Origin of the sequence: Curtobacterium sp. MMLR14_010, assembly GCF_001865015.1 — a bacterium.
Taxonomy (GTDB): Bacteria; Actinomycetota; Actinomycetes; order Actinomycetales; family Microbacteriaceae; genus Curtobacterium.
In genome coordinates this window covers 175,125-188,046 of sequence record NZ_MJGV01000079.1, presented here as the reverse complement: position 1 = coordinate 188,046, position 12,922 = coordinate 175,125, and the positions used below count along the sequence as shown (strand labels likewise).

The 12,922-nt window shown below is 72.3% G+C and carries 15 protein-coding genes; 5 read left to right on the top strand and 10 right to left on the bottom strand.

What is annotated here, in order from left to right; translation table 11 throughout:
• Positions 1 to 30 precede the first annotated feature (30 nt).
• Positions 31 to 495, top strand: coding sequence for a MarR family winged helix-turn-helix transcriptional regulator (locus BIU98_RS16025; protein ID WP_071279217.1), 465 nt, complete (start codon positions 31 to 33; stop codon positions 493 to 495).
• 30 nt (positions 496 to 525) lie between these two features.
• Here the strand turns inward: BIU98_RS16025 and BIU98_RS16020 are convergent, their stop codons facing one another.
• Positions 526 to 1,476 carry a DNA-3-methyladenine glycosylase gene (locus BIU98_RS16020; RefSeq protein ID WP_071278776.1) on the bottom strand — a complete coding sequence of 317 codons (951 nt, stop codon included), beginning with the start codon at positions 1,474 to 1,476 and terminating at the stop codon, positions 526 to 528.
• A 74-nt stretch (positions 1,477 to 1,550) separates the two neighbouring features.
• Here BIU98_RS16020 and BIU98_RS16015 point away from each other — a divergent pair, with 74 nt between their 5' ends.
• The 4 genes from BIU98_RS16015 (at position 1,551) to BIU98_RS16000 (ending at position 5,258) form a co-directional block, all read left to right on the top strand.
• Positions 1,551 to 2,579, top strand: a complete 1,029-nt coding sequence (locus BIU98_RS16015) for a 6-phosphofructokinase (RefSeq protein WP_071278774.1) — start codon at positions 1,551 to 1,553, stop codon at positions 2,577 to 2,579.
• A gap of 72 nt (positions 2,580 to 2,651) precedes the next feature.
• Positions 2,652 to 3,629 carry an acryloyl-CoA reductase gene (locus BIU98_RS16010; protein WP_071278772.1) on the top strand — a complete coding sequence of 326 codons (978 nt, stop codon included), beginning with the start codon at positions 2,652 to 2,654 and terminating at the stop codon, positions 3,627 to 3,629.
• Positions 3,630 to 3,717: 88 nt separating this feature from the next.
• Positions 3,718 to 4,386: a GntR family transcriptional regulator gene (locus tag BIU98_RS16005; RefSeq protein ID WP_071278769.1), complete on the top strand. Its 669-nt coding sequence runs from the start codon at positions 3,718 to 3,720 to the stop codon at positions 4,384 to 4,386.
• Positions 4,387 to 4,436: 50 nt separating this feature from the next.
• Positions 4,437 to 5,258, top strand: a complete 822-nt coding sequence (locus BIU98_RS16000; protein ID WP_254787967.1) for an ABC transporter ATP-binding protein — start codon at positions 4,437 to 4,439, stop codon at positions 5,256 to 5,258.
• Between the two features lie 307 nt (positions 5,259 to 5,565).
• Here the strand turns inward: BIU98_RS16000 and hemL are convergent, their stop codons facing one another.
• The 9 genes from hemL to BIU98_RS15955 all read right to left on the bottom strand — a co-directional run bounded on the left by hemL (position 5,566) and on the right by BIU98_RS15955 (position 12,893).
• A complete protein-coding gene (gene hemL / locus BIU98_RS15995) occupies positions 5,566 to 6,909 on the bottom strand; it encodes a glutamate-1-semialdehyde 2,1-aminomutase (RefSeq protein WP_071278763.1) in 1,344 nt (447 codons plus the stop codon).
• Complete coding sequence (hemB, locus tag BIU98_RS15990) at positions 6,906 to 7,961, bottom strand: porphobilinogen synthase (protein ID WP_302847984.1); 1,056 nt, start codon at positions 7,959 to 7,961, stop codon at positions 6,906 to 6,908. The genes hemL and hemB overlap by 4 nt, the downstream gene beginning before the upstream one ends.
• Positions 7,958 to 8,746, bottom strand: a complete 789-nt coding sequence (locus BIU98_RS15985; protein WP_071278758.1) for a uroporphyrinogen-III synthase — start codon at positions 8,744 to 8,746, stop codon at positions 7,958 to 7,960. The genes hemB and BIU98_RS15985 overlap by 4 nt, the downstream gene beginning before the upstream one ends.
• A 52-nt stretch (positions 8,747 to 8,798) precedes the next feature.
• Entirely contained in the window at positions 8,799 to 9,818 is a 1,020-nt protein-coding gene (gene hemC, locus BIU98_RS15980; RefSeq protein ID WP_071278756.1) for a hydroxymethylbilane synthase, read from the bottom strand.
• Positions 9,815 to 11,050, bottom strand: a complete 1,236-nt coding sequence (locus tag BIU98_RS15975; protein WP_071278754.1) for a ferrochelatase — start codon at positions 11,048 to 11,050, stop codon at positions 9,815 to 9,817. Before BIU98_RS15975 ends, hemC begins: the two co-directional genes overlap by 4 nt.
• On the bottom strand, positions 11,047 to 11,817 hold the full coding sequence (hemQ, locus tag BIU98_RS15970; RefSeq protein ID WP_071279215.1) for a hydrogen peroxide-dependent heme synthase: 771 nt from the start codon (positions 11,815 to 11,817) through the stop codon (positions 11,047 to 11,049). The genes BIU98_RS15975 and hemQ overlap by 4 nt, the downstream gene beginning before the upstream one ends.
• Positions 11,818 to 11,908: 91 nt before the next feature.
• Positions 11,909 to 12,139, bottom strand: coding sequence for a hypothetical protein (locus tag BIU98_RS15965; protein ID WP_071278752.1), 231 nt, complete (start codon positions 12,137 to 12,139; stop codon positions 11,909 to 11,911).
• A 44-nt stretch (positions 12,140 to 12,183) separates the two neighbouring features.
• Entirely contained in the window at positions 12,184 to 12,642 is a 459-nt protein-coding gene (locus BIU98_RS15960) for a phage holin family protein (protein WP_071278750.1), read from the bottom strand.
• Entirely contained in the window at positions 12,639 to 12,893 is a 255-nt protein-coding gene (locus BIU98_RS15955) for a hypothetical protein (RefSeq protein WP_071278748.1), read from the bottom strand. The genes BIU98_RS15960 and BIU98_RS15955 overlap by 4 nt, the downstream gene beginning before the upstream one ends.
• Positions 12,894 to 12,922: the final 29 nt, after the last annotated feature.

Genomic DNA, 12,922 nt, shown 5'->3' with positions numbered 1-12,922 from the left:
GCTGGCCGTCTGGGTGGATACGCTGACGACATGTCGAAGCAGGGCGACGGGGTCCATGACTGGGCCACGTGGGACGCGTACCACGACGTCTGGCGACGACTGGACCGGGCCCTCGACCACGCCGTCCAGCAGGGCGCCGGCATCTCCACGCCCGAGTTCGAGATCCTCATCGGCCTGCACCGCCAGGTCGACCACCGCCTGCGTGTCCGCGACGTGGCGGCGGGCATCGGCTGGGAGAAGTCGCGCGTCAGCCACCAGGTCACCCGCATGGTCTCCCGCGGACTCGTCGAGCGCACGGACTGCCCGACCGACGGACGGGGCAGCTGGGTCGTGATGACCCCGGACGGGCGCCGAGCGGTGCTCGCCGGCATCCGCGCGCACACCGCGGCACTCGAGCAGCTGTTCTGGAGGCCCGTGGCCGACGACGCGGACACGCTCCGGTCCGTCAGCGCCCGCCTCCAGAGCGCGCTGGGCCCGGCCGACCTGGTCGACTGAGCAGCAGGGCACGCGGCCCGGACACCGCCGTCAGTGGTGGCGGTGGTCCTGGATCGTGATGCGCGGTCCGAACGCCGGTTTCCGGAAGCCGCTGCCGCCGATCAGCCGGACGACCCGGTGCCGGTGCCCGCGCCACGGTTCGAGCAGCTCGAGCATGCCGTCGTCGTCCACGGGGCCGCCCGTCAGCGCCCACCCGACGAGCGCCGGCACGTGGAAGTCCCCGACGCTCGGGGAGTCCGGGTCGCCGTGGGAGCGCTGCGTGGTCTCGGCGGCCGTCCACACCCCGATGCCCGGGATCGACTGCAGCCGCGCGGCCACGACGGCGCCACCGCGGCCGAGGGACAGGGTGCGCTCGAGGGACGCCGCGACCTTGACCGCCCGCATGACCGTGGCGCTCCGCCCGGGTTCGATGCCGGCGCGGTGCCACTCCCAGCTCGGGATGCGCGCCCACTCCGCAGCGGACGGCGGCACGACCATGCCGACGGGTGCCGGTCCGGGAGCCGCCGTGCCGTGACGCCGCAGCAGGTACCGCCACGCACCCCAGGCCTGACGCGAAGTGACCTTCTGCTCCATGATCGCCGGCACGAGCATCGCGACGACGGTGTTCGTGCGGCACAGCCGGAGCCCGGGCTGCCGGTGCCGGGCGTCGGCGACGAACCGGTGCGCGGTGACGTCGAGGTCGGACCAGTCGTCCCCGCGGCCGAGCAGGTCCGGGGCGTGCTCGACGGCCCACGTGGCGCCGTCGCCCCACGCCGAGATCGCGACCGCGTCCCCGGTCCGCCGGAGCAGCACGGACGCGGGACCCGCCGGCGTCCGGAGCGCGAGCCACACGTCGGAGCCGACCACGCGGAAGGCCGGGTCGCCGGAGCCGCGCTGCAGGGGCCGGAGGGTCGCTGCCAGGTCGAGCGGGCCTCCTGGCCGGTAGACCGTGTCGAGACGCGCGCCGCCCGTGGGACGCGATTCGAGACGGACCTGCTGCATGACAGGGATGGTAAGCGAAACCACTGTCGGCCAAGATGGGACCCGTCCCACCCACCCGACATCGGAGCCCTCCCATGCGCATCGGCATCCTCACCTCCGGCGGCGACTGCCCCGGTCTCAACGCCGTCATCCGGGCTGCGGTCCTCAAGGGCATCGCGATCCACGGGTACGAGTTCGTGGGCTTCCGGGACGGCTGGCGCGGCGTCGTCGAGGGCGACATCGTCCCGCTCGGCCGCAAGGACATCCAGGGCATCGCGAAGCAGGGCGGGACGATCCTCGGGACCAGCCGTACGAACCCCTTCGAGGGCCCGAACGGCGGCGTCGAGAACATCGAGCGCGTGCTCACCCGACACGGCATCGACGCCATCATCGCGATCGGCGGCGAGGGCACCCTGGCCGCCGCCAAGCGCCTGACGGACGCCGGACTGAAGATCGTCGGCGTGCCGAAGACCGTCGACAACGACCTCGGCGCGACGGACTACACGTTCGGCTTCGACACCGCGGTGGAGATCGCGACCGAGGCCATGGACCGCCTCCGCACGACGGGTGAGTCCCACTCGCGCTGCATGGTCGCCGAGGTGATGGGCCGGCACGTCGGCTGGATCGCGCTGCAGTCGGGCATGGCCGCCGGCGCGCACGCGATCCTGATCCCCGAGCAGAAGACGTCGCTCGACCAGATCGCCTCGTGGGTCCGCTCGGCCTACGACCGCGGACGCGCCCCGCTCGTCGTCGTCGCCGAGGGCTTCGTCCCCGACCACGAGGACAACGCCCACTCGGAGCGCGGCCTCGACGCCTTCGGCCGACCGCGGCTCGGCGGGATCGGCGAGCGACTCGCCCCGCTCATCGAGGAGATGACCGGCATCGAGACCCGTGCGACCACGCTGGGACACATCCAGCGCGGTGGCACGCCGACCGCGTACGACCGCGTGCTCTCGACGCGGCTCGGACTCGCCGCCGTGGACTCCGTCGTCGAGCAGCGCTGGGGCCGCATGGTCGCGCTGCGCGGGACCGAGATCGTGCACGTGTCGTTCGAGGACGCGCTCGGCGAGCTGAAGACCGTGCCGCAGTCGCGCTTCGACGAGGCCGCCATCCTGTTCGGCTGACGCCTGGGGCGGGTCCCGTCCGTCACTGTGCCTGGTGCACCCGGCCGGGAGGCTCGGGGTAGCGTCCGGCGCATGAGCCGCGCCGTCCTCGTCTCCCGTTCCACCGCCCCGACCATCACCGAGGTCGACGTCCCAGACCCCGGCGAGGGCGAGGCCCTGGTGGACGTGACGTACTCGAGCGTCAACTACAAGGACGGGCTCGCGCTCGCGGGTGACCCCGGCGTCGCGCGGATCGACCCGCTCGTGCCCGGCGTGGACGTGGTCGGCACGGTCGCCGGCGTGGGGCCGGGCGTGCACGACGTCGCGATCGGTGACCGGGTCACGCTGAACGGTGCCGGCGCCGGTGAGCACCGGCACGGCGGCTGGACCACGCGGGCGGTCGTCCCCGCGGCGTCGCTGGTGGTGCTCCCCGACGCCGTGTCCGACGACTTCGCCGCCGCGATCGGCACGGCCGGCTTCACGGCTGCGCTGAGCGTGCTGGCGCTCGCACGCTTCGTCAGCCCCGCCGACGGTCCCGTCGTCGTCACGGGGGCGTCCGGCGGTGTGGGCTCGGTCGCGATCCCGCTGCTCGCAGCCCGGGGGTACGCGGTGACCGCCTCCACCGGGCGACTGTCCAACCGGGCGTCGCTGCAGGCGCTCGGTGCGACGGACGTCGTCGACCGCGCCACGCTCAGCGAACCGGGCAGGCCCATGCAGAAGGCCGTGTGGGCCGGCGCCGTGGACAGTGTGGGCGGGGCGACCCTGGCGAACCTGCTCGCGTCGACCCGGTGGGGTGGGGCCGTGACGGCGTGCGGGCTGGCGCAGGACGTGCAGCTGCCCACCACCGTGCTGCCCTTCATCCTCCGCGGGGTCTCCCTGCTCGGCATCAACTCCGTCGACGCCCCCGCCGCCTTGCGTCGTGCGGCGTGGGACCTGCTCGCCGCTGACCTCGACCCGCGGCTGCTCTCCCGAGTCACCCGCACGGTCGGGCTCGAGGACGCGATCGCGCTCGGACCGGACGTCATCGCGGGCGCCGTCCACGGGCGGACCATCGTCGACGTCACCCGGTGACCCCTGGAACATCACGATTCACAAACGTTTGCAGAATGACTCGTTAGGATGTGGGATACAAGACCGTCCGTCACGTGAGGAGTCCGGAATGCCGGTACCCAAGTCGACCGTCGAGAACTCCCCGCGCAAGCTGCTGCGCGACGTGGTGCTCGAGAAGATGCTCGCTGCGATCCAGGACGGCACGCTCCAGGCCGGTGAGCGGCTCAACGACGACGAGCTCGTCCGCTGGCTCGGCGTCAGCCGCACGCCGATCCGCGAGGCGATCGCCAAGCTCGTCGACTACGGCCTCGTCGACATGGAGGCGAACCGCTACACCCGCATCGCGACGCCCTCGGCGAAGCAGTTCGACGACGCACTCCAGGTGATGCTCGGGTTCGCCGAACTCGGCGCCCGCTGGGGTGTCCCGAAGCTCGACGCCGCCGGCGAGAAGGCAGCGCTCGGGATCATCGAGGACCTCCGCTCCCACGCCGAGTCCGAGGACCGCGCGGTCAACCGTGACCTCACCGCCCTGCTGGTCCTGCTCGTGCGCGCGACCGACAACGCCCTGCTCGAGACCTTCACGGGCTCCCTCGTGCCGCGCGTGCAGTTCCTCGCGCTGACCGCCGAGGAGTTCATCTTCTGGGACGTCAAGCAGGCGCTCGACCCGCTCCGCGCCGCCGTGACCGGGCGCGACGGCGAAGCGGCCGCCGCCGTGATCCGCGCACTCGCCCGGACGCTCGACGACCACCTGCAGACGCTCCGCGCCGCACGGGCCTGACACCCGCGGCAGGGTCCGGGGTCGGTCTCCGGATGCGCGACGATGGGGTGGTGAACTCTGTCCTCCTGCACGCCGAGGGCGTCCGCGTGACGCGCTCGGGCCGTGACCTGTTGCACGACGTCGACCTGACCGTCCGGCGCGGGGAGCACTGGGCGCTCCTCGGGCCGAACGGTGCCGGCAAGTCGACCCTGCTCGCCGTGCTCGGCGCCACCGGGCACCCCTCCGCCGGCACGGTGGAGATCCTCGGGAACCGCTTGGGTCGGGTCGACGTCCGGGCGCTCCGCGAGCGCATCGGCCACGTCGACCCGCGCCACCGCATGCTCTCGCCGCTGACCGTCCGCGAGACCGTGCTCACCGGGCTGACGGGCACGACCGACCTGATGACGCGGTGGTCCCCCACGGACGACGAGGTCGAGCGTGCCGAGCAGCACATCGCCGACGTGGGGCTCTCGCCACGGAGCGACGCCCGCTGGCCCGTGCTCTCGCAGGGGGAACGCGGCCGTGCGCTCATCGCCCGGGCGCTGATGGCGGAGCCCGAGCTGCTGCTGCTGGACGAGCCCGCGACCGGGCTCGACGTCGCCGCCCGCGAGCACCTGCTCGACACCGTCGACGCACTGCGTCAGCGGCACCCCGAGCTCGGGAGCGTGATGGTCACGCACCACCTCGAGGACCTGCCGACCTCGACCTCGCACGCGCTCCTGCTGCGGGACGGTGCCGCGGTCGCGCAGGGTCCCGCGGAGGACGTCATCACCTCGGCGGCGGTGTCCCACGCGTTCGACTTCCCGCTCGTCATCGTGCGGGACGAGGGGCGCTGGCACGCACGCCGCGCTGCGGAGCCGGGGCGAGCCTCCAGGTCGTCGCGCGGGGCGTGAGACGCCCGTCTCGGCCTACGGCCGGCCCCTCGGGGTGTCGCCGAGACGCCGGTGTCTCGACGAGGACAGGACCGTCACACGTGAGACGCCGGTGTTTCGGTGAGGATCCGACCGCCCGAGTGGTGCGAGACGCCGGTGTCTCGACGAGACGCCTCACCTTCGCCGAGACGCCGCCAATTTCCGCGGCGTCTGGAGACTTCGGCGGCGTCTCACCCAGACACCGGCGTCTCGACACACTCCACACTCGCCAGACACCCCCGTCTCGCGCCAGACACCGGCGTCTCGGGACGCCGGCGCCGCCCGCGCGTCAGACCGTCGCGGCCGCCGCAGCCTTCGCCGCAGCCGGCAGCGCGTCGAGCACCCGCCCGACGGCACGCTCGTCGTGGGCCGCGGTGACGAACCACGCCTCGAACACACTCGGCGGCAGGGTCACCCCGGCGTCGAGCATGGCGTGGAAGAACGGTGCGTACCGCCAGACGTCCTGCGCCCGGACGTCGTCGTAGTTGCGCGGCGCCTGCTCGGAGAACGCGAACGAGAACAGGTTGCCGGCACGCTGCACGCTGTGGGCGACGCCCTCGGCGGAGAGTGCTTCGCTCGTCGCGGCCGCGATGGTCGCTGCGGTGCGGTCGAGGTGCGCGTAGACCTCCGGCGTCGCCGCACGGAGCGTGGCGATGCCCGCGGCGACCGCGAGCGGGTTCCCGGACAGGGTGCCGGCCTGGTAGACGGGGCCGAGCGGGGCGAGGAAGTCCATGACCTCGCGACGACCACCGAGTGCGGCGAGGGGCATGCCGCCGCCGATGACCTTGCCGAACGTGATGAGGTCGGGCTTCCACCCGGCGCCGTCGGGGACGACCTTCGAGGCCTCGAGGCCCCACCAGCCGGCCGCACCGACGCGGAAGCCGGTCAGCACCTCGTCGACGATGAGCAGCGCGCCCTGCGCCTGCGTGATCCGGGCCAGCTCGCGGTTGAAGCCGCGATCGGGCGCCAGGACGCCCATGTTGGCGGCAGCGCTCTCGACGATGACGGCGGCGATGCGCTCGGAGTGGGTGTCGAACGCGGCGCGCACGGCGTCGAGGTCGTTGTACGGCAGCACGAGCGTCTGCGCGGCCGTCTCGGCGGTGATGCCCGCACTGCCCGGCATCGCCAGGGTCGCGACGCCGGAACCGGCCTCGGCCAGCAGCGAGTCGGAGTGGCCGTGGTAGTGCCCGGCGAACTTCACCAGGAGGTCACGGCCGGTGTAGCCGCGGGCGAGACGGATCGCCGTCATCGTGGCCTCGGTGCCGGTGGACACCATGCGGAGCTTCTCGATGGGCCCGTCGCCGTCGACCGAGACCCGCTGCTTCACGAGTTCGGCGAGCTCGGTCTCCCCCGGCGTCGACGCGCCGAACGACAGCCCGCGCGCGGCGGCCTGCTGCACGGCCTCGACGGTGCCCGGGTGGGCGTGCCCGAGGATCGCCGGGCCCCACGAGGCGACGAGGTCGACGTACTCGCGACCCTCGGCGTCGGTGACGTACGCGCCCTTCGCGGCGACGAGGAAGCGGGGCGTGCCGCCGACCGAGCCGTACGCGCGGACGGGCGAGTTCACGCCGCCGGGGATGCTGTTCTTCGCACGGCTGAAGAGCTGGCCGTTCGTGGTCGGTGCCGTGGTCATTCTGGGGCCTTCCCGGTCGAGGCGATGCCGGCGACGTCCGCGGTGCTGCCCGAGGTGCGGAGGCCCGCTTCCTCGTTGAGCTTCCGCGCGATGTCCACGGCGAAGTAGGTCAGGATCGCGTCCGCGCCGGCGCGCTTGATGCCGACGAGCGACTCCATCGCGGCGGCGTCACGGTCGATCCAGCCGTTCTGGGCGGCCGCGGTGATCATCGCGTACTCGCCGGAGATCTGGTACGCCCACACCGGCACGGGCGAGGTCGCCGCGGTCTCGGCGAGGACGTCGAGGTAGCTCATCGCGGGCTTCACCATGACGATGTCGGCGCCCTCGTCGACGTCGAGGGCGACCTCGCGCAGGCCCTGTCGACCGTTGGCGGCGTCGATCTGGTACGTCCGCCGGTCCCCCACGAGCGAGGACGACACGGCCTCACGGAAGGGGCCGTAGAACGCCGAGGCGTACTTCGCGGCGTACGCCAGCAGCGCGGTGCCCGAGTGCCCGGCGGTGTCGAGGGCGTCCCGCGCGGCGGCGATCTGGCCGTCCATCATCCCGCTCAGGCAGACGAGCTCGGCGCCCGCCTCGGCCTGGGCGACCGCCATGTCGCGGTAGCGCAGCAGCGTGGCGTCGTTGTCGACCGAGGCGTCAGCCGCCAGCACGCCACAGTGTCCGTGGTCGGTGAACTCGTCGAGGCACAGGTCGGACTGCACCACGAGGGCGTCCCCGACCTCTTCACGCGCCACCCGGATCGCCACGTTGAGGATGCCGTCCGGGTCGGTCGCGCCGGAGCCGTCGGCGTCCTTCGTGACAGGTACGCCGAACAGGTTGACCCCGCCGACGCCCTGCTCCGCCGCACCCACGAGCGCCCGACGGAACGAGTCGAGCGAGTGCTGCTGCACGCCCGGCATGCTCGAGATGTCGACGGCGTCGGTGGCGCCTTCGCGGATGAACATCGGCAGCACGAGCTCGGCCGGGTGCAGCCGGGTCTCGGCGACGAGCCGTCGCATGGCGGGGGTGGCACGCAGTCGTCGGGGGCGGACCTGCGGGAAGCGTCCAGTCACGGGTGACCTTCCTGGTGGGGGGCGGGTTGGTGCAGGGCCTCGACGACGGCGTCGAGGAGGGCTTCGGCGGACCTGGTCGGTGCGACCACGTGGACCGTCAGACCGGCTGCCCGGGCGTCGGTGGCGGTGCCGGGACCGATGCAGGCCACGAGGGTCCTGGGGTCGAGCGGGGTCATCCGGCGGGCGATCTCGCGGGCGACACTGCCGCTCGTCACGAGCACCGCGTCGGGCGTCGGGTCGAGGGCGACCGGCTCGTCGCCGGTCCCCACGGTACGGTACGCCTCCACGTCGTCGACGGCGATGCCGCGGGAGCGCAGCCCGTCGACGAGGGTCGGTGCGGCGATCTCGGAGCGGGGGAACAGGACGGTGCCGTCGGTGTCCGGCAGGGCAGCGACGAGGGCCGCCGCCGAGGCGTCCTGCGGCACGAGGGCGACGGGCCACCCGGCAGCACGGGCGGCACGCGCGGTCGGCTCACCGACCGCCGCCACCGACAGACCGGACGGGAGGCTCGGCACGCGTCCGGCGAGCACCGTGACGGCCGTCGCACTGGTCACCACGAGCCAGGTGTACCCGGCCACGTCGGGCTGGTCACCGACGCTGGAGGGCGAGTGGGGCCTCCCGTCCGGGTGGGAGGCGACCAGACGACCGACCGCACGGTCGAGCTCGGCTGCGTCAACCGGCGGCTCGGTCGCGATGAGCGGCACGACCACGGGGTCGAGCCCGCGCTCGCGTGCGGCTGCCGCGACCCGGTCACCCCACGCGCCACCGCGCGGGACGAGGACCACCGGGGGTGGGTCCTGGTCCGTGGCGGCGACGGCGGGGGTCGTGGTGGTCGTCCTACTCTGCCGGGGTCGCGAGACCCGGGCCTGCGGTGTACGGGCCGTCGGTGGTGTCCTCGGCGACCGTGTCGGCCAGGTCGGCGAGCTCGCCCGCGCCGTTCTCGAGCAGCTCGGTCGCGACGCGACCACCGACCTCGAGGGCCTCGTCGAGGCGGTCCTGCGGGGAGCCGTCGAGGACCGCGGCGTGGGACGCGGTGCGGTACTCGGTGCCGTCGGGACGGTAGACCGTGGCGGAGACGAGCAGCATCTCGGTGTCGACGATGGCCGTGGCACCGATCGGGGCCGAGCAGCCGGCCTCGAGCTTGGCGAGGACCTCCCGCTCCGCCGCCACCGTGAGGCGGGTCGGGGCGTGGTCGATCTTGCGCAGCGCGGCGAGCAGGTTGCGGTCGGACTCGTCAGCGCGGGTCTCGATCGCCAGCGCGCCCTGCCCCGGCGCGCTCGGCCAGAAGCCGAGGTCGAGCAGTTCGGTGGCCTCGCCGAGGCGGTCGATGCGGCTGAGTCCGGCGGCGGCGAGCACCACGGCGTCGAGGTCGTCGTCCACCCGACCGAGCCGGGTGTCGATGTTGCCGCGGATGTCCACGACGTCGATGTCCGGGCGCTTCGCACGGAGCTGCGCGGCGCGACGCGGTGACCCCGTACCGACCTTGGCGTGCTCGGGCAGGGTGTCGATCGTCGCGGCGTTCCTGGCGACCAGGACGTCGCGGGCGTCCGCGCGCTTGGGCACGGCGGCGATGGTCAGCCCCGGGTACGGCGCGGTGGGCAGGTCCTTGAGGGAGTGGACGAGGACGTCGACCTCTCCCGCGACGAGGGCCTCCCGCAGGGCACTGGCGAACACGCCGGTGCCGCCGAGGCTCGCGAGGGAGGCGCGGTTCGTGTCGCCCTCGCTCGTGACGGTGACGAGCTCGACGGGGCGCCCCGACACCGCCGCCAGGCGGTCGGCCACGTCCTGGGACTGGGCGACCGCCAGGCGACTGGCGCGGGTGCCGAGGCGGATCGGCGTCGGGGTGTCCTCGGTCACGGCGCCAGACCCGCGGCAGCCGGCTTGAACCCGGCCCGCTCGTTCTCGCAGCAGCCGGGACGGCAGACGTCGTACCAGGGGCCGATGTCCGTGACGTGCGGACGCTCGGACGTCGGCACGCCGTTGACGCGCTCGAGGACCAGGTCGATCAGGCCCGCGACGTAGGCCGGGTCGATGCCGGGCGTCTGCGTGCGGAGCGACCAGTAGCCGAGCTCACCGGCGGTCTCGGTGGCTTCCTCGTCGAGGTCCCACATGACCTCCATGTGGTCGCTGACGAAGCCGAGCGGCACGATGAGCACGGCGCGGGTGGGGCCGCCCTTGAGCTCCTCGTTCATGTAGTCGTTGATGTCGGGCTCGAGCCACGGCTGCGTCGGGGGGCCCGACCGCGACTGGTAGACGAGCTTCCACGTGGGCTTCGTCGTGCCCTGCAGGTGCGCGTGCTCCGGCTGCTCGGTGAGCTCGGCCCAGGCCTGGTCGAGGACGACCTGTGCGACGGCCTCGTGCTGGGCGGCGTACGCACCGCCGTCGCCGAAGCCCCGGAAGTCCGGGCCCGACTTGGCTGCGTCGGTCGACGGGATCGAGTGGGTGGAGAACAGGATGCGCAGCTCGGTGGCGATGTCGAGACCGTCGTTCTCGGCGATCGCGCGGGCGAGGCCGTCACGGACGCCGTCGACGAAGGGCTGCACGAAGCCGGGGTGGTCGAAGAACTGCCGGACCTTGTCGATCTGGATCGTGTCGATCAGGCCGGTCTCGTCGAGCACGCGCGCGTAGTCCTCGCGGTACTGGCGGCAGCTGGAGAACGACGAGTAGGCGCTCGTGGCGATCGCGATGAGCTTGCCGTAGCCCTTGTCGGCCGCCTCCTTGAAGGCGTCGGCGAGGTAGGGGTCCCAGTTGCGGTTGCCCCAGAGCACGGGCATGTCGATGCCACGACGCTCGAGCTCGGCTTCGAGCGCGGCCTTGAGCGCGCGGTTCTGCGCGTTGATCGGGCTGACGCCGCCGAAGTGCCGGTAGTGGTGGGCGACCTCTTCGAGTCGCTCGTCCGGGATGCCGCGGCCACGGGTGACGTTGCGGAGGAACGGGATGACGTCGTCCTGGCCCTCGGGACCGCCGAAGCCGGCGAGCAGGATGGCGTCGTACGTCGTCGGGACCTCGACGTGCTCGGGGCCGGACGCGGCAGCTGCCGTGGCGGCGAGGACGGGGCGACCGTTCGAGATCTGGCTGGTGTCGGTCATGACAGCACCTCCGGGAGTTCGGCGGTCGTCACGCGACGACCCGTGTAGAAGGGGACTTCTTCGCGCACGTGCATGCGGGCTTCGGTGTAGCGGAGGTCGCGCATCAGGTCGACGAGGTCGACGAGGTCGGGGCTCTCGAGCGGCAGGATCCACTCGTAGTCGCCGAGCGCGAAGGACGCGATGGTGTTCGTCAGGACGCGGCGGTACTTGGCGCCCTGGATGCCGTGGTCGCGGAGCATCTTCGAGCGTTCCTCTTCCGGCAGGAGGTACCACTCGTAGGACCGGACGAACGGGTACACCGTGATCCAGGCCTCGGGGTCCTTGCCGCGGAGGAACGCGGGGGTGTGCCGCTTGTTGAACTCGGCCTCGCGGTGCATGGCCATCGCGTGCCAGACGGGTTCGGCGTCCTGGAAGAGCGCGGTCCGACGGACGTCGCGCAGCACCGCCTGGATCGCCTGGGCGTCGTCACCGTGCAGCCAGATCATCACGTCGGCGTCGGCGCGGAAGCCGGAGACGTCGTAGAAGCCGCGGATCGTGACGCCGTGCTCGGCGCCGCGGGCGACTACTGCGTCCAGTTCGGCGACGCCGTCGTCACCGACGCGGGTGACCTGCCCGACGGGGCGGCGGAACACGGCCCAGAGGGCGTAGGCCGTCAGCAGGTTCGGGTCGATGCCCGAGTCCGGCGCGGTCTCGTGCGCCGAGCTGCTGTGAGGGGAGGTGCTGTCGTTCGGGTTGGTGCTGTCGTGCGCGGGCACGGTGGAACTCATGAGGTCCATTGTCCTATCGGTTGCAAGGAATGGTCGTCGCCGGTCCCCACACCGGCGAGCACCCCGTGACCGCGGGCGACCCCTGTCGGATCTACCGCCGTCGGAGTACCAGCACGACGATACCCCCGACCACCGTCACGCCCGCTGCGACCCCGGCCAGGTACTCGGGGCGCTTCTCGACGACGCCGCGCTTCACCTTCGACGCGGCGATGCCGAGCTGCTTCGGCAGGTTGAGCTTGTCCTCGATCGCGTCGAGGGTGTCGAAGAGCTGGGCGCGGGTCGATGCGACGCGGTCGGCGATGTCGTCGTGCTGGTCGGTCACTGGGACTCCTCGGTGTGGTGCGGGAACGGTCGACACGTCGGGCGTCAGAACCGGCCGCTGACGTCCGGCTTGCGGGACGCGTGCTGGACCTCGGGCGTGGGCTTCTTGCCCAGGCCCTTGACCGCGTTGATGTCGTTCTTGACGCTGTCGATCGTGCGCTTCGGCGTGATCGGCAGCCCCTTCTTGAACCGCTTCCAGCCCACGAACCCGAGGATCGCGGCGACCACGAGCATCACGAACGCGAGCACGAGCGCGGCGAGCCACGCCGGCATGACGGTCGCGAGGCCCATGACGGCCGCCGTCAGCAGCACGCCGATGGCGTACAGCACGATGACGAGCGCACCGATGAGGAGCCCGGCGGCGAGGGCGAAGACCTTCGCCTTCCCCATCAGCTCGGCCTTCAGCAGCGCGATCTCGCCCTTGACGAGGTTCTTGACGAGCTGGGGGACGTCCCCGACGAGACCGAAGAGCGATCGCGACTTCCGGTCACGCGTGTCGGTCATGAGGTCGGTGCGTCCTTCTTCTGGCCGACCTTGCGGACGACCTTCTTGGTCTGCTCACCGATGAAGTCGGCGACGTCCGGCGTCTTGTCGGCGACGAACTCCTCGACGCCGTGCACGCTCTTCTGGACGTTGTCGTTGTTCCAGATCTTGCCGCTGACGGTCTTGATCTGTTCGTAGCGCGCCCGACCGGCTCGCGATCCCAGGACGTACCCGAGTGCTGCGCCGGCGACGAACAGGAGCCTGCCTCGCATGGTTCCTCCGAAAGTCAGTGTGCGTTTCA